The organism is Bradyrhizobium sp. LHD-71 (genome assembly GCF_031157255.1).
Lineage (GTDB): Bacteria > Pseudomonadota > Alphaproteobacteria > Rhizobiales > Xanthobacteraceae > P52-10.
Genome location: NZ_JAVIFX010000001.1, coordinates 91,391 through 109,048, shown reverse-complemented (window position 1 = coordinate 109,048; position 17,658 = coordinate 91,391). Strand labels below are relative to the sequence as shown.

General features: G+C 62.7%; 17 protein-coding genes. 5 read left to right on the top strand and 12 right to left on the bottom strand.

What is annotated here, in order from left to right; genetic code table 11:
* Positions 1 to 97: 97 nt before the first annotated feature.
* Positions 98 to 826 (bottom strand): hypothetical protein, encoded by a 729-nt coding sequence (locus RCO31_RS00545; RefSeq protein WP_308966213.1) that lies wholly within the window; start codon positions 824 to 826, stop codon positions 98 to 100.
* A 184-nt stretch (positions 827 to 1,010) separates the two neighbouring features.
* Here RCO31_RS00545 and recO point away from each other — a divergent pair, with 184 nt between their 5' ends.
* The 4 genes from recO to parC all read left to right on the top strand — a co-directional run bounded on the left by recO (position 1,011) and on the right by parC (position 4,903).
* Entirely contained in the window at positions 1,011 to 1,754 is a 744-nt protein-coding gene (gene recO / locus RCO31_RS00540; RefSeq protein WP_308966212.1) for a DNA repair protein RecO, read from the top strand.
* An 80-nt stretch (positions 1,755 to 1,834) separates the two neighbouring features.
* Positions 1,835 to 2,152 (top strand): ribonuclease E inhibitor RraB, encoded by a 318-nt coding sequence (locus RCO31_RS00535; protein ID WP_308966211.1) that lies wholly within the window; start codon positions 1,835 to 1,837, stop codon positions 2,150 to 2,152.
* A 67-nt stretch (positions 2,153 to 2,219) separates the two neighbouring features.
* Entirely contained in the window at positions 2,220 to 2,465 is a 246-nt protein-coding gene (locus RCO31_RS00530; RefSeq protein ID WP_308966210.1) for a hypothetical protein, read from the top strand.
* A gap of 182 nt (positions 2,466 to 2,647) precedes the next feature.
* Positions 2,648 to 4,903 carry a DNA topoisomerase IV subunit A gene (gene parC / locus RCO31_RS00525; protein WP_308966209.1) on the top strand — a complete coding sequence of 752 codons (2,256 nt, stop codon included), beginning with the start codon at positions 2,648 to 2,650 and terminating at the stop codon, positions 4,901 to 4,903.
* A 105-nt stretch (positions 4,904 to 5,008) separates the two neighbouring features.
* Here the strand turns inward: parC and RCO31_RS00520 are convergent, their stop codons facing one another.
* The 11 genes from RCO31_RS00520 to RCO31_RS00470 form a co-directional block, all read right to left on the bottom strand.
* Complete coding sequence (locus RCO31_RS00520) at positions 5,009 to 6,235, bottom strand: ABC transporter substrate-binding protein (RefSeq protein WP_308966208.1); 1,227 nt, start codon at positions 6,233 to 6,235, stop codon at positions 5,009 to 5,011.
* Positions 6,236 to 6,451: 216 nt separating this feature from the next.
* On the bottom strand, positions 6,452 to 7,945 hold the full coding sequence (locus tag RCO31_RS00515; protein WP_308966207.1) for a CoA-acylating methylmalonate-semialdehyde dehydrogenase: 1,494 nt from the start codon (positions 7,943 to 7,945) through the stop codon (positions 6,452 to 6,454).
* A gap of 28 nt (positions 7,946 to 7,973) precedes the next feature.
* Positions 7,974 to 8,426 (bottom strand): carbon monoxide dehydrogenase subunit G, encoded by a 453-nt coding sequence (locus RCO31_RS00510; RefSeq protein WP_308966206.1) that lies wholly within the window; start codon positions 8,424 to 8,426, stop codon positions 7,974 to 7,976.
* A gap of 32 nt (positions 8,427 to 8,458) precedes the next feature.
* Positions 8,459 to 9,163, bottom strand: coding sequence for an ABC transporter ATP-binding protein (locus RCO31_RS00505; protein ID WP_308966379.1), 705 nt, complete (start codon positions 9,161 to 9,163; stop codon positions 8,459 to 8,461).
* Entirely contained in the window at positions 9,156 to 9,911 is a 756-nt protein-coding gene (locus RCO31_RS00500; protein ID WP_308966205.1) for an ABC transporter ATP-binding protein, read from the bottom strand. The genes RCO31_RS00505 and RCO31_RS00500 overlap by 8 nt, the downstream gene beginning before the upstream one ends.
* On the bottom strand, positions 9,908 to 10,900 hold the full coding sequence (locus tag RCO31_RS00495) for a branched-chain amino acid ABC transporter permease (RefSeq protein WP_308966204.1): 993 nt from the start codon (positions 10,898 to 10,900) through the stop codon (positions 9,908 to 9,910). Before RCO31_RS00495 ends, RCO31_RS00500 begins: the two co-directional genes overlap by 4 nt.
* Before the next feature lie 12 nt (positions 10,901 to 10,912).
* Positions 10,913 to 11,779, bottom strand: coding sequence for a branched-chain amino acid ABC transporter permease (locus tag RCO31_RS00490; RefSeq protein ID WP_308966203.1), 867 nt, complete (start codon positions 11,777 to 11,779; stop codon positions 10,913 to 10,915).
* A 16-nt stretch (positions 11,780 to 11,795) separates the two neighbouring features.
* A complete protein-coding gene (locus RCO31_RS00485; RefSeq protein WP_308966202.1) occupies positions 11,796 to 13,046 on the bottom strand; it encodes an ABC transporter substrate-binding protein in 1,251 nt (416 codons plus the stop codon).
* A gap of 35 nt (positions 13,047 to 13,081) precedes the next feature.
* Positions 13,082 to 15,457, bottom strand: coding sequence for a xanthine dehydrogenase family protein molybdopterin-binding subunit (locus tag RCO31_RS00480; protein ID WP_308966201.1), 2,376 nt, complete (start codon positions 15,455 to 15,457; stop codon positions 13,082 to 13,084).
* A complete protein-coding gene (locus RCO31_RS00475; protein ID WP_308966200.1) occupies positions 15,454 to 15,963 on the bottom strand; it encodes a 2Fe-2S iron-sulfur cluster-binding protein in 510 nt (169 codons plus the stop codon). Before RCO31_RS00475 ends, RCO31_RS00480 begins: the two co-directional genes overlap by 4 nt.
* On the bottom strand, positions 15,960 to 16,820 hold the full coding sequence (locus tag RCO31_RS00470; RefSeq protein ID WP_308966199.1) for a xanthine dehydrogenase family protein subunit M: 861 nt from the start codon (positions 16,818 to 16,820) through the stop codon (positions 15,960 to 15,962). The genes RCO31_RS00475 and RCO31_RS00470 overlap by 4 nt, the downstream gene beginning before the upstream one ends.
* A 210-nt stretch (positions 16,821 to 17,030) precedes the next feature.
* On the opposite strand from RCO31_RS00470, the gene RCO31_RS00465 reads away from it, so the two are divergent.
* Positions 17,031 to 17,645: a TetR/AcrR family transcriptional regulator gene (locus RCO31_RS00465; RefSeq protein WP_308966198.1), complete on the top strand. Its 615-nt coding sequence runs from the start codon at positions 17,031 to 17,033 to the stop codon at positions 17,643 to 17,645.
* Positions 17,646 to 17,658 lie beyond the last annotated feature (13 nt).

Genomic DNA, 17,658 nt, shown 5'->3' with positions numbered 1-17,658 from the left:
CGGCGTTACTGTGGCGAATGGCGAGTAGCGCAATGGAGAATGAAACTCCATCCGTCATTCGCCGTTCGCGCCATCAGTGCCGATAGGCTACGCGCATTTACTGCATGTCCACACGCGGCTTATCAACTTGGTCGTCTTCCAACATTCTTGAGGTGCGCGCCGCATCGGCCCGTTCCGTGTCCGCAGGCGGCGAAGGTAGCTGGGGTTGATGTTCGCCGCGATTGCCAAGGAAGCGCCGGTGCAGGTTTTCGCCCTGGTCGAAAATAATGTTGAGCAGCCAGCCGGCGATTGGTCGCGCGATCGCACGAAACGGTTTGGCGATGAGGAAGCCGCCTTTGACATTCTCGATCGGGAAGGCCAATGCGTTGATCAGCGTATCGGCGGAAACGTGCCGGTAATTTTTCGCCAAATGCTCGGCGTTCATCAGCATCTGGATGGCGGGTTTGTCGCCGTCACCGGTGATCAGGGTCTTCGAGGAAAATTTGTTGTCCGAGGCGGTTAGCGCATTGGCCTCGTCCGTTGCGATGGAATGCAGGCGCACCACGCTGGCTTCGGTTTGCTGCCGGTAATGTATGGCCAGCGTAAGCTCGCCCATCTGCACCGCAATCAGCAACGTATTGAGATAGTCGGCATCGAGCTCCGGTTTGTCGAAATTCACGCCCGGAACCATGTCAATGATATCGAGAATGCGGCCTAGATCAGCGGCCGCCGCCGCGCGATTGGCAAGACTAGCGGCGAGATCGGCGATTGCGCCGGCGGCGGTCGCGAACTGTCCGCTGACGCTTTTCATCGCGCCTGCGGCCAGATCCTTGAGTTTAGAAAGCACGCCCAGCCCCTTCGTGAACCGCCAGCATAACCTAGTATGGCAGATGGATACGTCAATTGGCGCATCGAATGACGCTTTGCGGAGCCCGGGGTGACGGCAATTCGATCACTGTCTCCGGCCATGACGGTCTCGCCGTTTCGGTTTAATCTCACCCCTTGACCAATTGGCGCAATACCGGCCCCCGATGGAATGGACTGACGACGGCATTATTCTGGGCGTGCGGCGGCATGGCGAGGGCAGCGTCATCGCCGAGTTACTGACGCGCGAGCATGGCCGGCATCTCGGTCTGGTGCGCGGCGGGACCAGTGCGCGGATGCGGCCGGTGCTGCAGCCCGGCAACACGGTGCGGGCGGTGTGGCGCGCGCGGCTCGACGAGCAGCTCGGCACCTACGCCCTGGAGGGGCTGACGCTGCGCGCCGCCGGCGTGTTGACCTCGTCGCATGCTGTCTATGGCGTGACGCATCTGGCGTCGCTCGCCCGTCTTCTGCCGGAGCGCGATCCGCATGAGAACATCTACGAGATGCTCGAGGGCGCTCTAGGCGACTTTGACGACGTGCGGCACGCAGCCGTCCACGTTGCGCAGTTTGAGCTTGCGATGCTGACCGAGCTTGGCTTCGGCCTTGATCTTTCGACCTGCGCGGCAACCGGCGCGACCGAGGATCTCGTCTATGTGTCGCCGAAGTCCGGCAACGCGGTCTCGCGCAGCGCGGGCGAGCCCTGGCGCGACAAGCTGTTGCGGCTGCCGGCATTCCTGCGCGAAGAGGTGGGGACGGGTGGTCCACCAAGCGACGATGACCTGCGCGACGCCTTCATGCTGACCGGCATGTTCCTGTTGCGTCACGTGCTGGAACCGCGTGGACAAAGGCACTCGGACGCGCGTGATGGATTTATTGCTTCGGTCCTGCGGCGGCGGAGGGTGGTCGCTTGACCACATCGCAATCGCTGCGGCAACCTCGCTGTCGGTCCATGACGTCACTGTTACAATTGGCCCCCAGCTGAGACGCCACTATGACGAGCACCATCGACGGGCGTGCGATCGAAGAGGCGGCGGCGCTGGCAGATCTGACCACGCCTCATGCCGTGCAGCACTATCTCTACGCGCCGACGAAGGAAATTGCCGCCGCGATTGCGGACGAACTCGCGCGCCGCGGGTTTGAGGTCGAACAGGGCCTGAGTGCGGGCAGCGTGAAGTGGCTCGTTCTTGCAGGCCACGTGGTCGTCCTGTCCGAGGAGTTGATCGTCTCCCTTCGGCGATTGATGGAGACGCTGGCCGCCGATGTTGGCGGCGAATACGACGGCTGGGAGGCCGAGATACCCCGTCATTAGGCTCGGCGCGGGGAGAGCGCGGCAGCGGCATGGGCGGGCCGCGATCGCGACCCGCCCATGCAAGCACTTGCTAGTGCCAGTGATGACGCCGGTGGTGGTGATGATGGTGATGGTGGCGCCGATGGTGGTGGTGCCGCCAGTGGTGGCGATGGTGGTGATGAAAGCGCGGGCCCGTGTGGTAGCATTGCTGGACCCAGCGCCAGCCGTTCCAGACCGGACGGCAGACCAGCCTCACGTTTTGCGCGAGACCTTCCTGCGCAACGGCGCCGGGAACCGGTGCGCCGGGCAGGGCCTGGGCGCTGCCGCCGGCTAGTGTTCCCGCCAATGCCACGGCGGCTGCAAACATCAAACGACGCATTCGTACGGTCCTCCACATTCAACGGCCGCCGCTCAGGTTGCGGCGGGGCCCTTGCAATTGCTCGCAAAAATGCGCGCAAGTGATGGCGGACTCATTCATTCCTTGTTCATGGCGCGCCTTAGGGTTAATTCGGCGCCATGGGCAAGACATTGATTCCCCCGGAGCCGCCGGAAGTTCACGAGGTCCCGCTGCGCGAGGCGCTGGAAGAGCGTTATCTCGCCTATGCGCTGTCGACCATCATGCACCGTGCGCTCCCCGACGCGCGCGACGGTCTGAAGCCGGTACACCGGCGCATCCTCTATGGCATGCGCCTGCTGCGACTCGATCCCGGCGCAACGTTCAAGAAATCGGCGAAGATCGTCGGCGACGTGATGGGCGGATTCCATCCGCACGGCGACCAGTCCATCTATGACGCACTGGTGCGTCTCGCGCAGGATTTCGCCTCGCGCTATCCGCTGGTGGACGGCCAGGGCAACTTCGGCAACATCGACGGCGACAATCCGGCCGCCTATCGCTACACCGAGGCGCGGCTCACCGAGGTCGCGCGGCTCCTGCTCGACGGCATCGACGAGGACGCGGTCGATTTCCGCCCGAACTACGACGGGACCACGAAAGAGCCCGCGGTTCTTCCCGGCGCATTTCCTAACCTGCTGGCGAACGGCGCGCAGGGCATTGCTGTCGGCATGGCGACCGCAATCCCGCCGCACAACGCCGCCGAGCTTTGCGACGCGGCGCTGCATCTGATCGACAAGCCCCAGGCGAAGTCGCGCAGCCTTCTGAAATACGTGAAGGGGCCGGACTTTCCGACCGGCGGCATCGTCGTCGATTCGCATGAATCCATTGCGGAAGCCTATACGACCGGGCGTGGCGCATTCCGCGTGCGCGCCAAGTGGAAACAGGAAGAGGGCGCCCGCGGCACCTGGGTCGTCGTCGTCACCGAGATTCCCTGGCTGGTGCAGAAGTCGCGGCTGATCGAGCGCATCGCGGATCTTCTCAACGACAAGAAGCTGCATATGGTGGCCGACATCCGCGACGAGTCCGCGGAAGATGTGCGCATCGTCATCGAGCCGAAATCGCGCAACGTCGACCCCGAACTGATGATGGAGTCGCTGTTCAAGCTGACGGAGCTCGAAAGCCGCATCTCCTTAAACATGAACGTGCTGATCAAGGGGCGCGTTCCGAAGGTAGTCGGCCTCGCCGAAGTCCTGCGCGAATGGGTCGACCATCGTCGCGAGGTGCTGATTCGCCGCTCGCGCTTTCGCGAGGGGCAGATCGAAAGCCGGCTCGAGGTGCTCGGCGGCTACCTGATCGCCTATCTGAACCTCGACAAGGTCATCAAGATCATCCGCACCGAGGATGAGCCCAAGCCGATGCTGATCAAGACCTTCAAACTGACGGAGGTTCAGGCCGACGCCATCCTCAACATGCGCCTGCGCAGCCTGCGCAAGCTCGAGGAAATGGAGATCCGCACCGAGGACAAGGATTTGCGGACCGAGCTGAAGGGCATCAAGGCGCTGCTGGCTTCAGAGACCGAACAGTGGAAGCGCGTCGCTGAGGAGATCAAGAAGGTGCGTGACACCTTCGGCCCGAAGACGCCGCTCGGCAAGCGCCGCACGCAATTCGCCGATGCGCCGGAGCACGATCTGGCGGCGATCGAGGAGGCACTGGTCGAGCGCGAGCCGATCACGGTTGTGGTTTCCGAGAAGGGCTGGGTGCGGACGCTGAAGGGGCAGGTGGCGGACCTGTCAGGTCTCGCCTTCAAGACCGATGACAAGCTCGGCTTTGCCTTCTTCGCAGAGACGACGTCGAAGCTGCTTCTCTTCTCCACCAACGGCAAGTTCTACACGCTCGACGCCTCGAAGCTGCCGGGTGGGCGCGGCCATGGCGAGCCGATCCGCCTGTTCATCGACATGGAGCAGGACGCCGACATCGTGTCGCTGTTCGTCAACAAGGGCGGCCGTAAGTTCCTGGTCGCCAGCCGCGACGGGCAGGGCTTTATCGTCAACGAGGACGATTGCGTCGGCAATACCCGCAAGGGCAAGCAGGTGCTGAACGTCACGCCGCCGAACGAAGCGCGCGCGGTCACGCTGGTTTCGGGCGATACCGTCGCTGCGATCGGTGAGAACCGGAAGATGATCCTGTTCCCGCTCGACCAGGTGCCGGAGATGGCGCGGGGCAGGGGCGTGCGGCTGCAGAAGTATAAGGACGGCGGGCTGTCGGACATTGCCACGTTTGCCGCAAGCGACGGCCTGACCTGGCGTGACTCGGCAGGGCGCGAGTTCTCGGCGACGATCAAGGAGCTGGCCGAATGGCGCGGCAATCGCGCCGATGCCGGGCGGCTGCCGCCGAAGGGCTTTCCAAAGTCGAACAGGTTCGGGCGCGTCATCGACTAGCGCGCTCTGCTCGCCCCTTCGCGAGCGGATGCTATTGCATATGATCTCTGCGAGGTCTCACCCTCCCCACCGCACGCTTCGCGAGCGGGGGGAGGGTGAAGCGCTTCAGGTGCCGTTCTTGCCGGCGTCGATGATCGGGCCGAAGAGAACCCAGCGTTCGCCGTCGAACTTCATCATCTGCAGCTGCTTGTTGAGGCGATAGTCGGTGGGGGAGCTGCTGATCTTGATGCCGGGCAGCGCCAGATCGAGCACCACGTCCTTCAAGCTGGTGGCCTGTTTCATCACGTTCTCACGCGTGAGGTTGTCGCCGCAGCGCTTGAGGATCTCAATCAGCAGCTGCGACGTTGAATAGCCGTAGCCGTTGAAGCTCGACATGCGGTCGCCGCCTTCATAGTACTTGTCCATGAAGGCCCAGAACCGCTTCATGCCCTCATCGTTCTGCCACTGTGGGTCGTACATGTCCTTGCCGTAGTTGACGCTGATGATGTCCTTCGAGTTCTCGAGCCCGGCCGGCCTCATCACCTCGGCCACGCCGCTGGCGTTGATGTCGAGGATGTGGACCGGCTTCCAGGCCATTTCTGCAAGCTTCTTGATGGCCTGGGCCGCGAATTTCGGGGTCGACATGTTGTAGAGCAGGTTGGCGCCGGAGTTCTTGAGTTTGACCATCTGCGAGTCGATGGTCGGGTCGGTCAGCTCGTAGGAGGCCTCGGCGACGATCATCGTCTTGGCCTTGTCGCCGAGGCCCGCCTTCAACCCGGTGATGTAGTCGCGGCCGAGGTCGTCGTTCTGGAACAGGATCGCGATCTTGGCATCCGGATGGTTCGCCAGAATGTATTGCGCGTAGATGCGCCCTTCGGTCTGGTACGAAGGGTTGTAGCCTATGGTCCAGGGATAGTTGACGTGATCGCTGAAGCGATCGGCGCCGGTACTGGCGAGCAGCTGCGGCACCTTCTTCTGGTTGAGATACTTCTGAACCGCGGCGTTCGAGGGCGTGCCGAGCACCTGGAACGTCAGCAATACTTCGTCCCCTTCAACGAGCCTGCGGATCTGTTCGACGGTTTTCGGTGGCGAATAGGCGTCGTCATATTGGATGAGGTTGATCTTGCGGCCGTTCACGCCGCCCTGATCGTTGATCATCTTTACATAGGCGGCTTGTGCCTTGGCAATCGTCGCGTAGGCGGACGCCGGGCCGGAGAACGGCGCGGTCTGGCCGATCTTGATCTCGGTGTCGGAGGCGCCGCTATCGTATTTCTTCTGCGCAAGCGCGGCTGTGGCCGACACGGCGAGCGTGATCGCCGAGACGATCGCCAATTGCGCAAATCTGCTTCTCATCGCTGTTGCCTCCCTGTTTTTTTTAACGCCCGTGCTGCGATGAAGCGTTCGCACGGGTGTCGTGCCGGACGTTGCCGGCGACGTTGTCAGGTTAAGGCAAAATCGTGCCGCAGAGCAAAAAATATAACAGATGTCGGCAAGCCGTCGGCGGAACCGGCCGGCCGGCATTCCGCCACCTGTTGCTCCAGAACGAGGGACCGGATTTCCCGGCCGGCATCACCTCATGGTCGGCATGACGAACTCGGCGCCCTGCGCGATGCTGGTTGGCCAGCGGCTGGTGACGGTCTTCAGCCGTGTGTAAAAGCGGACGCCTTCAGGTCCGTGCATGTGGTGGTCGCCGAACAACGACGCCTTCCAGCCGCCGAAGGAGTTGAAGGCCATCGGCACGGGAATTGGGACGTTGACGCCGACCATGCCGACGCGGATGCGATGGGCGAATTCGCGGGCCACATCGCCATTGCGGGTGAAGATGGCCGTGCCGTTACCGAACTCATGATCGTTGATCATACGCGCCGCGGTCGCGTAGTCGGGCGAGCGGACGATCGCCAGCACCGGGCCGAAGATCTCTTCCTTGTAAATCTTCATGTCGGTGGTGACGTGGTCGAACAACGATCCGCCGATGAAATATCCGCCTCCATTCGACCGGAAATCCCGACCGTCAATGACGAGCTTTGCCCCTTCTGCGACGCCGGAATCGATGTAGGCGCGCACCTTGTCCAGATGCTGTTTGGTGATCAGCGGCCCCATCTCCGAGTCCACATTGAGGCCCGAACCGATCTTGAGGGCGCGAATTTTCGGCTCGAGCTTCGAGATCAGGGCGTCGGCCGTCTTCTCGCCGACGGGCACCGCGACCGAGATCGCCATGCAACGCTCGCCGGCCGATCCATAGGCTGCACCCATCAGCGCATCGACCGCCTGATCGAGGTCGGCATCCGGCATGACGACCATGTGGTTCTTGGCGCCGCCCAGCGCCTGGCAGCGTTTGCCGCTGCTGGTCGCCGTCGCATAGATATAGCGGGCAATCGGCGTCGACCCGACGAAGCTGATCGCCTCGACGTCGGGATGCGAAAGCAGCGCATCGACTGCTTCCTTGTCGCCCTGGACGACATTGAAGACCCCCTCGGGCAGTCCGGCCTCGGTGAGCCACTGGGCGATCAGGAGGGATGCGGACGGGTCGCGCTCGGAGGGCTTCAGGATGAACGTGTTGCCGCACGCCAGCGCCACCGGGAACATCCACATCGGCACCATCGCTGGAAAGTTGAACGGAGTGATGCCGGCGACGACGCCCAGCGGTTGACGAACCGCGAAGCTGTCGACGCGCGTTCCGACGTTCTCGCTGACTTCGCCCTTCAGAAGCTGAGGCGCGCCGGTCGCGAACTCGACGACTTCCAGGCCGCGCTGAATTTCGCCCTTGGCGTCGGACAGCGTCTTGCCGTGCTCGGAGGTGATCAGAGCGGCAAGCTCCTCGATCCGGTCTTCGGCAATGCGCAAGAAGCGGTTGAGAATACGCGCGCGGAGCAGGGCGGGTGTTTCGCCCCAGCGTCCACTGGCCGTGCGTGCCGCGGCAACCGCCTGGTTCACATCAGCCAGTGACGCGAGCGTGACCGTGCTGCTCTGCTCGCCGGTCGCGGGATTGAACACGGCTGATGTGCGCTCACCGTTGCCGGCGACAAGCTTCCCGTTGATGTAGTGTCTGATCGCTGAGGTCATCGGATGCTCCTTCTGGAGTTCGTTGGATTCATACGGAGCCGGTCTCGCTGGAGATCACTGCACCGAAGCGGGTGAAGAATTCACCCGCCAGTTTCTTTGCCGTGGAGTCGATCAATCGCGCACCGAGCTGCGCCAGCTTGCCGCCGATCTGCGAGTTGACTTCATAATGAAGGATTGTTTCCTGCTCTCCGACGGCTTCGAGACGGACAGTCGCTCCACCCTTGGCAAAGCCTGCGACTCCGCCTGATCCTTCTCCGACGATCCGGTAGCCGTTTGGAGGATCGATATCGCTTAAGGTCACCTTGCCGCCGAAGGTGGCCTTCACAGGGCCGACCTTGATGACCACCGTTGCGGTCATGTCGGTCGGCGACAACATCTCGAGGCTTTGACAACCGGGAATGCATTGGCGCAGCACGTCCGGATTATTCAGAGCGGCCCAGACCTGCTCTCGCGATGCTGGCACGCGCTGGCTGTCGTTCATTTGCATGGGATCACCGAAATCTCTTGAGATGCTCAAACCGCGCAGTAGCGCTCCTGGATGGCCTTGTCGGCCAGCAGCGCTGCCGAGCTGCTTTCGTAGACGACCTCGCCCTGGTCGATGATGACGGCGCGGTCGGCGAGGCGCAGCGCCCATTCGACGTTCTGTTCCACCAGCAGCAGCGTGACGCCTTGCGTGCGCAAGCGGCGAAACAGCGCGCCCATCTCCTCGACAAGCACCGGCATGATGCCTTCGGAAGGTTCGTCGAGCAGGATCATTTTCGGCCTGCCGATCATGGCGCGAGCGATGGCGAGCATCTGCTGCTCGCCGCCTGACATCGTCACAGCTTCCTGGCCCAGCCGCTCCTTGAGACGGGGAAAGCTCTCGGCAATTTCGTCGATCGCGGCGCTTTCGCTGATGTCGCCGCGCCCCGCAACAAGACCAAGCTGCAGGTTTTCCCGTACGGTGAGGCCGGGCACGATCCGTCGCTCTTCCGGCACATAGGCCAGACCAAGACGGTATCGGTCATGCGCACGCATGGACATGAGGTCGGTGCCGGCGAAGCACAGAGTGCCCGTCGTCTTCGGCATCAGCCCCATGATCGACCGGATCGTGGTGGTCTTTCCCGCGCCATTCCGACCGACAAGGGCCACGGCCTCGCCTTCGCCGACCGAAATCGATACGCCATGGAGAATATGGCTCGGGCCATACCAGGCGTGCAGATCCTTGGTTTCAAGCATAGCCATCGTTCTGTCCCAGGTAGACGCGACGAACCTCGGAATCCGTCTGAATGTCGCGCGGCGAGCCGTCGGCGATCAGCCGCCCGTGGTGCAACACGAGAATCCGGTCGCTGAGGCCGAGGATCATCTTCATCTTGTGCTCGACGAGCAGGATTGTGCGTTCGCTCGCCAGTTTCTCCAGCAACGCAACCATGTCCCGCGTTTCTTCCGGGCCCATGCCTGCCGTCGGCTCGTCGAGCAGCAGCACTTGCGGATCGGAGGTCAGCGCAATCGCGATCTCGAGCGCGCGCTGCTGGCCGTGCGCCAGAAACTTGGCAGTCTCAGTGCGCTTGGCCGCGAGACCGACCGCCACAAGCGCAGCATCCGCTTTGTCGTCCAGCTCGGAGAACCGCTTCCGGTTGGTCCAGATGTTGTAGCGCGCCCGGCCGGCCTGGGCAGCGACCCGCACGTTTTCATGTGCGCTGAGCTCCGGGAAGATGTTGGTGATCTGGTAGGAGCGGGCGATGCCGAGATGCACAAACTCGTGCTGGCGCACGCCCGCCAGGTCCTTGCCCTTGAAACGGACCGATCCGCTCGACGGGGTGAGCACGCCTGAGAGAACGTTGAAGAACGTACTCTTGCCTGCACCGTTCGGCCCGATAATCGACGTCACCTTTCCGGGCTGAAACGCTGCCGTGACGCCCTCCAGGGCGACGAAGCCGCCGAACCTGCGTCCGACATTCTCGACTGCAAGCAGCGGCGCGGTCATCGGACGGCCTTTTCCAGAAAGGTGCCCCAAAGGCCTCTCGGCAGGAAGAGCACGAACAGGATGAAGATGGAGCCGACGATGATCTGCCAATGCGAGGTCCACAGCGAGAACACGTCCTCCATCAGGAGGAAGGCCAGGGCGCCGACGAATGGGCCGAAGAAGCTGCGGGCGCCGCCCAGCAGCGTCATCATCACGATCATGCCGGAGGTGTGGTAGTGCAGGACGTCGAGCGGCACGAAGGCCAGATGCAATGCGGACATCGTGCCGGCGAGCGCGCAGATGAGACCTGACAGCGTGAAGGCCAAGAGCTTCGTCTTCTCGACATCATACCCGCAGGTACGGGCGCGCCGCTCGTTCTCGCGAATGGCCTCGATGGCCGCCCCAAACGGTGAATTCAGGATGCGCGAGACTGCCCAGAGCGCCAGCGCTGCGAACATCATCAGCACGTAGTACTTGTTGATCGGATCGAGGAAATTGATGGTCGTGCCAAACAGGTTGATCTTGTCGACGGTGAAGCCGCGCAGGCCGTTCTCGCCGCCTGTCCAGGACGATGCTTGCAGCGCCACGTAGTAGACGAGCTGCGCTAACGCCAGCGTCACCATCGAAAAGTAAATGCCGCGGGTTCGCGTGGTCAGTCCGCCGATGATGAAGGCGAGAGCGCCTCCGCCAAGGATGCCAAGGAAGACTGCGACGAGCCACGGCACGCCGAATTGGCCGATCGCGATGCCGGTGATGTAGGCGCCGGCGCCGAAGAACGCGGCATGACCGAACGACAGGAGCCCGGTATATCCAAACAGGAGATTGTAGCCGACGGCCACGACGCCGTAGACCAAAACATTGACTGCCAGCGCCTTTGACGGCAGCAGCCAGGGCAACAGGCATAGCGCGAGAATTGAAAGCGGCACGCGATAGGCTGCGAGCGCTGCCGTAACACTGGATGGCTTGCGTTCGCTTGCGGTTGCCGGTGCGGCAAGGGCCGGAGATGACATGCTTTCACTCCGTCATGCGAGTTTGCCGAACAGGCCCTGAGGCCTGATCAGAAGAACGACGGCCATCAGCGCGAACATGACGATCGTCGCCATCTCGGGTGCGAATAGCGCGGTCATGCTGATAGCTATGCCGACCAGGAGCCCGGCGACGATCGAGCCCAGCAGCGAGCCGAGGCCGCCGATCACCGTTACGACGAAGGCTTCCGCCAGCACCAGCGAGCCCATTTCCGGATTTACGCTGCGCATGGGTCCCGCAAGAACACCGCCCAATGCGGCAAGGCCGACGCCGAGGCCGAACACGACCAGCCAGACTTTGCCGATATCCACTCCCAGCACACGCATGATGGTGGGATCGCGCGCTCCTGCGCGAACGATCAGACCAAACCGGGTCTTCTCCAGGCCGAGCCAGAGCAAGAGCAGAACGAGGATGACAAGGCCGATCACGAACAACCGGTAGATCGGAAAGAAGCCGACGCCCAGGTCGACGACCCCGATCAGCTGGGGCGGCGTGGGGAAGGGAATGCCGTCGCTGCCGAAGATAATCCGCACCGCTTCGACCAGCACGTAGCCCAGGCCGAAAGTGAGCAGAAGCGGATCGTCGATCGATCGCCCGTACAATGGACGCACCAGTACGAACTCAATGATCATTCCGAACGCGCCGATCATGATCGGCGCCACGAGCAGCCCCCACCAAAAGCTGCCCGTCAGGGATGCGACCCATAATCCGGCATAGGCCCCCACCATGAACAGGGCGCCGTGCGCGAAGTTCACCACGCCGAGCATGCCGAAGATGATCGACAAGCCGAGCGCGGTGATGACGAGGATCGCTCCGAGAGCAACTCCTGAGAAGAGTTGCATCAGGATCAGTTCTGTATCCATGACGGGCTCGATGGGGTTATGCCGGGAAGCCTAGTTCGGAGCAGCTTCGCAGCAAGTCGGTGGATGCCGGCTCGTTGGCGACGATGTCGAACAGATCGACCTCGCTCTTCATGCTGGCGGCCTTCTTTGATTCAAGGACGAGCACCGACTGAACCGACTGGTGATCGCATTTGCGGTACTGCTGCGGGCCTTTGGCCACGTCGTACTTCAGGTCTTCGAGGGCCGTGATCACCTTCTCGGTGTCGGTTCCGCCGGCGGCCTGCATCGCCAGAAGGAGCGAGGAAACCCCGGTGTAGCCGTAGGCGCCGTAGTCAGTCGGAATCGCGTTGCGATTGCCGTCGCGGTAGGCATCGTTGAAGGCCTTGGCCGACGGATTTCCGCTCTCCAGTCCCCAGTAATAGTTGGCGCCGCCGACCACGCCTTCGTAGACATCCGGTCCGACCGCCAGGCGCTGGTTATGCAAGAGCACGGGGACGACGATCTTCATCTGCTGCTTCATGCCGAAATCGACCGCCTGCTTGATCGAATTGGCTTGATCGCGGCCGAAGTTGCTGATGCAGAGAATGCCAGGGCGCATCGAGCGCAGCCGCGGCATGAAGGTCGAATAGTCGGCGGCGCCGAATGGATGCAGGATTTCACCGACGGTTTCGGCGCCGATCTGGGCCTGTGCGCGCTTGAAGCCACGGAGCATCTCGTGACCGTAGGCATAGTCGGCGACGAGATGGGCGACCTTGTTGCCCTTCTTGAAGCTGTGGCGGGCCACGGCTGCGGTGGTCATATGCGGATTGAGCGCCTCGTGGAACGTGTACTTGCTGAAGTCCTTGACCTCGTTGATGGTATCGGACTGGCTGATCGAGACGTAGATGATGCCGCGCGCGCGGGTCACCTCGTTGACGGCGAGCTGCACCGCGCTGGACAGCGCACCAACGATCGCGTGCACCTTGTCCTTTTCGATCAGCTCCAGCGTGCGCGTTGCGGCTTCGCCGCCGTTGAGCTTGTCGTCCCGCACCAGCAGCTCGACTTTGCGGCCGTTGATGCCACCCTTGTCGTTGAACTGTTTGACCGCGAGCGCGGCACACTTGACTTGGTCTCTTGCTTCAGCGGCAAACGGGCCAGTCAATGGTGTCGGGAAGCCAATGCGGATGATTTCGTCCTGGGCGCGAGCAACCCACGGCATTGCCAGGTAGCTCGCACCGGCGCCGAACCCCGCCAGCACGCTGCGACGGGAAAGTTTTTGTCGGGTAATGTTTCGCGAACCCTCTGTCATCGTTTCCTCCATGAGTTGGCTTGTTTGTCGGTTTGCTAGATGTGTCCCAACGCCTTCAGAACTCGCGCCGGCGTCATCGGCAATTGCGAGATCGTCGCGCCGAACGGAGCCATTGCATCGTTCACCGCATTGAGCGCCGCCGCCGAAGCCGCGGCGGTGCCGGCTTCGCCGCAGCCTTTTGCCCCCAGTTGGGTGTCCAATGTCGGCGTTTCGACGTGGCCGATTTCGATGTCCGGCATCTCGAATGCCATCGGCACGAGATAGTCTGCGAGCGATCCGTTGGTCAGCTGGCCGGTCTCGCTGTAAACGCACTCTTCGAAGAACGCCGCGCCGAGGCCCTGTACCACGCCGCCGCGCACCTGCTCGTCGACCAGCAGCGGATTGATGATGCGCCCGCAATCCTCCACGACCCAGTGCTTCAGGATCCTGACGAAGCCGGTTTCGGCATCGAGCTCGACATGGCATCCCTGAATGCCGTTGGTGAAGGCGAATGGGTAGCCTTGCGGCGCATAATGATGCGCGACCGAGAGTTGCGCCTGCGTTCCGGGGGGCAGGGTATCGGAACGGAAGTATGCAAGCCGCGCGATCTCGGCGAGTTCGATGCGTTGCTGCTCGGTGCTGGCATCGACGATCCAGCCGTTGCGAATATCCAGCTTGCCGGCGTGGTCCTGCAGGATGGCGCTCGCCACAGACAGCACATTGGCCTTCAGCTTGTTCGCCGCCTGCAGCGCGGTCTCACCCCCGATGCCGGCGCCGCGACACGCCCAGGTGGCGCCGCCGTGTGGCGTGACCTCGGTGTCACCGGTGATGACCTTCACGCGATCACGGTCGACGCCCAGGTGCTCGGCAACGATCTGACCGATCACCGTCTCGGTTCCCTGGCCCTGTTCGGTCACCGAGATCAGGCAACGGACGTCGCCGGAGGGCGTAATGCTTACGATCGCGCCGTCCTGTGACGAGATCCGCGCACCGCCGACGCCGTAGAAGGCCGGGCTTGGATTGCTGATCTCGACAAACGTCGCAATGCCGATTCCCCGGTGGATGCCGCGGTTGCGAAGCTCGCGCTGTTCGGAGCGGAGGGAATCGTAGTCCATCATGGTCCGCAGCTTCGCGAGGCAGACCTCGTGCGACAACGCTTCGAACCTGTAGCCGGTCGGCGACTCGCATGGATACGCATCGTCACGTATCAGGTTGCGCGCACGAACCTCGAAGGCGTCGAGGCCGGCCTTGTTCGCCGCAAGATCGACCAGGCGCTCGGTGACCGTGCACGCAATCGGATGGCCGACCGCGCGGTACTGGCTCATCTGCACCTTGTTCTGAAACACGACCTGCAGGCCTGCGCGGTAGTTCTTCAGCCGATAGGGGGCACCGATCAGGCGGATTACCTGATTGCCTTCGATCGCGCTGGTGCGCGGATAGGCCGAAAATGCGCCGATGCCGGTGACGTCGTCGACGTCGATCGCGAGTATGGTTCCCATAGCGTCGATTGCCATGCGGGCGCGGACGCGGTGATCGCGCGCGTGAATGTCGGAGACGAACGATTCGATGCGGTCGGCGACATACTTGACCGGACGGCCCAGCATCATGCTGAGGCCGACCACCGCCATGTCTTCGTGGTAGACGTGGAGTTTCATGCCGAACGAACCGCCGATGTCCGGGGCGACCACCCGCACGGAGGCTTCGGCAATGCCGTAGTGACGCGAATAGAGATCCTGGAACTGATACGGCGTCTGAGTCGCATGATGCACCGTCAGACGCGGCTCGTTCGGATCGTAGTCGGCGACGATCGCGCGAGGTTCGAGCGTCACGGCGGTGTGCCGCGCGAAACGGAATTCCTCTTCGATGATGTGGCAGGCGCTTGCAAAGGCGTCATCAACACCGCCGGTATCGAGGACGCCGCGGAAGCAGACGTTGTCGCCGAACTCGGGCGTAATGACGGGCGAGCCGGTGCTGCGGGCAGCGTCGATATCGACAACGGCGGGAAGCTCTTCGTACTCGACCTGGACGGCCTCGGTTGCATCCTCGGCCATCGCCCGCGTATCAGCGACGATTGCGACCATCGCCTGTCCTGACCATACGACCTTGTCGATCGGCAGTGGCCATTGTGGCGGCGATTTCATCCCCTTGAAGTGATCGAGAGTGCCGACCCAGGGTTTGCAGATCCGTGCGAAGTCCTCGCCAGTGGCGACCAGCCGCACACCAGGCATTTGTCGGGCAGCACTGACATCGATCGATACAATGCGTGCATGGGCATGCGGACTGCGCGTGAATGCGGCATGCAGCATGCGCGGCAGCACGATATCGGTGACGTATCGTCCCTGGCCGTTGAGAAGCCGCTTTGCATTGGGGCGCGGCACCGAGCGGCCGATATAGGAGTTCGGCCGGTCGAGGAAGGAGAGGGGCGCGTTCATGGCGCGGTCTCCGGCTCCGGTTCGGCGGCAGCCTCCGCACGGCGGCGCGCAGCGGTCTCGATGGCATCGACGATCGCCTCATAGCCGGTGCAGCGGCAGTAGTTTCCCGACAGCGCATCACGGATTTCGTTGCGTGAAGGGACGCCGGGCCGCGCGAGCACGCCATACGCCGTCATCAGGACGCCTGGGGTGCAGAAGCCGCATTGCAGGGCGTTGCGTTGATGGAACGCCTCCTGAAGTTCGGCGATGGCCTTGCGTTGCGCCAGGCCCTCGATGGTTTCGACCACCGCACCGTCAGCTTGCACTGCGAATATCAGGCATGAATGCACGATCTGGCCGTCGAGGAGCACGAGACAGGCGCCACACGCGCCCATCTCGCAGCCGGTATGGGTGCCGGTGAGTTCGAGAGCATTGCGCAAGAAGTCGGCGAGCGTCTCGCGCGGCGCGACACTGTGCGACCGCACTTCGCCGTTGACCGTGACGCGGATGTTTACGGCTTCGTTCATCCGGTCACCATCATTCGTCCGAGCAGGCGTCCCATCAGGACACGCGCCAGGTGGAGCCGCATGGCAGCAGGCGTATGTTCGTCGTCGGGAGGCGAAAGGTCGGCCGCGAGCGAGGCCTGCGCTTCGGCGACGCTGTCCGGACCGAGGCGACCTCCGGTGAGGGCCGTTTCCACGTGCCGGGCACGTACCGGCGTATTTCCGACCGAGAAGAAAGCGACCCGGATTTCGTCGATCCGATCGCCGGCGAACCGGCCGAGCATTCCGCATCCAATGATCGCGTAGTCGCCTCGCCGGCGCGCCAGTTCGTCAAACGCCCACCGGTGGTGAGGCCCAACTGCCGGCACGTGGATTGCGATCAGCAACTCGCCGGGCTCGATCGCGGTCTGAAACAGGTCGATGAAGTAGTCGTCGGCGGCGACACGACGCGTTCCTTGAGGTCCTGCGATTTCAAGCTCGGCTCCCATTGCGAGCATCATCGCCGGAAACTCGGATGCAGGATCGGCGAGCGCCACGCTGCCGCCCAGCGTGCCGCGGTTGCGGATCGCCGGATGCGCCACATGTGGCGCCGCCTCGCGCAGCAGCGGCGCGTAGCGGGCGATGTTCGGATCTGTGAGCACTTCGCAATGCCGCGTCAGTGCGCCGATCCGCAGCCAGTTCTCGCGCCGTGCAATGCCGCGAAGTGCGGGAATATGGGCGATATCGATCAGCAGCTGCGGCGCCTGCAGGCGCAAGGCGAGGGCGGGAACGAGGCTTTGTCCGCCGGCGATGTAGCTCGCTTCGTCGCCGGCGCTGGCGAAGGTTTCGAGCGCCTCCTCGACAGTTGAGGGGCGGGCGTAGCTGAATGCTCGCGCCTTCAAGACAGAAACCTCCCCACGATTCGCCGGTCCAGATTTGTGACCATCTGGTCGAAAAGCTAGACCGCTGCAAAACAGCCGTCAATAAAAAACGACCATTTGGTCACTTTTTTGGATTGAGGTATGAACCGTCGGCACGAGGCAGATCCGGATTCGAGGCGCAGATTGGCGAAAAAGGCAGCAAAGACAGTCGCAAAGCCACGGCGGCGCAACATGCGCGCGTCCGAGCGCGAGCGCTTTATTTTAGACGAAGCGGTCCGATTCTTTGCTGAACAGGGGTTTGGCGGACAAACGCGCGAGCTTGCGAAGCGCATGGGGATCACCCACTCGGTGATCTATCGGCATTTCCCGAGCAAGGAGGCGCTGATCGAGCGCGTGTACCAGGAGGTCTATCTCAGCCGTTGGGCGCCTTCGTGGGGTTCGCTGATTCGCGACAGGTCGCTGCCGCTGCAAACGCGCCTGTCGCAGTTTTATCTGGAATATGTCGAGCGCGTATTCGAATACGACTGGGTCCGGATCTTCGTATTCTCAGGCCTGAAGTCATTCGACATCAACAAGCGCTATCTCGACATCATCCGCAAGGAGATCGTCGAGCCGGCATGCTGCGAACTGCGCCACGAACTGAAGCTGCCCTCCAGCGACGAGGTGCCGCTGTCTGAGCGGGAAACTGAAATGTTCTGGGGCCTGCACGGCCGCATTTTCTATTTGGCGATCCGCCGCTTCGTCTACGATACGCCGACGCCGAGTGATCTCGACGACATCGTGCGCGATGCCGTCCGGGGCTTCCTCGAGGGGTCGAAGGTCGTGATGACGGAGATCGTTTCGTAAGCGCTGCTATCAC

Bases quoted from the DNA above. Each gene is read 5' to 3' on its own strand.
- recO (WP_308966212.1), top strand. From the start codon at position 1,011: ATGGAATGGACTGACGACGGCATTATTCTGGGCGTGCGGCGGCATGGC.
- RCO31_RS00535 (WP_308966211.1), top strand. From the start codon at position 1,835: ATGACGAGCACCATCGACGGGCGTGCGATCGAAGAGGCGGCGGCGCTG.
- parC (WP_308966209.1), top strand. From the start codon at position 2,648: ATGGGCAAGACATTGATTCCCCCGGAGCCGCCGGAAGTTCACGAGGTC.
- RCO31_RS00520 (WP_308966208.1), bottom strand. From the start codon at position 6,235: ATGAGAAGCAGATTTGCGCAATTGGCGATCGTCTCGGCGATCACGCTC.
- RCO31_RS00515 (WP_308966207.1), bottom strand. From the start codon at position 7,945: ATGACCTCAGCGATCAGACACTACATCAACGGGAAGCTTGTCGCCGGC.
- RCO31_RS00510 (WP_308966206.1), bottom strand. From the start codon at position 8,426: ATGAACGACAGCCAGCGCGTGCCAGCATCGCGAGAGCAGGTCTGGGCC.
- RCO31_RS00505 (WP_308966379.1), bottom strand. From the start codon at position 9,163: ATGCTTGAAACCAAGGATCTGCACGCCTGGTATGGCCCGAGCCATATT.
- RCO31_RS00500 (WP_308966205.1), bottom strand. From the start codon at position 9,911: ATGACCGCGCCGCTGCTTGCAGTCGAGAATGTCGGACGCAGGTTCGGC.
- RCO31_RS00495 (WP_308966204.1), bottom strand. From the start codon at position 10,900: ATGTCATCTCCGGCCCTTGCCGCACCGGCAACCGCAAGCGAACGCAAG.
- RCO31_RS00490 (WP_308966203.1), bottom strand. From the start codon at position 11,779: ATGGATACAGAACTGATCCTGATGCAACTCTTCTCAGGAGTTGCTCTC.
- RCO31_RS00485 (WP_308966202.1), bottom strand. From the start codon at position 13,046: ATGACAGAGGGTTCGCGAAACATTACCCGACAAAAACTTTCCCGTCGC.
- RCO31_RS00480 (WP_308966201.1), bottom strand. From the start codon at position 15,457: ATGAACGCGCCCCTCTCCTTCCTCGACCGGCCGAACTCCTATATCGGC.
- RCO31_RS00475 (WP_308966200.1), bottom strand. From the start codon at position 15,963: ATGAACGAAGCCGTAAACATCCGCGTCACGGTCAACGGCGAAGTGCGG.
- RCO31_RS00465 (WP_308966198.1), top strand. From the start codon at position 17,031: ATGCGCGCGTCCGAGCGCGAGCGCTTTATTTTAGACGAAGCGGTCCGA.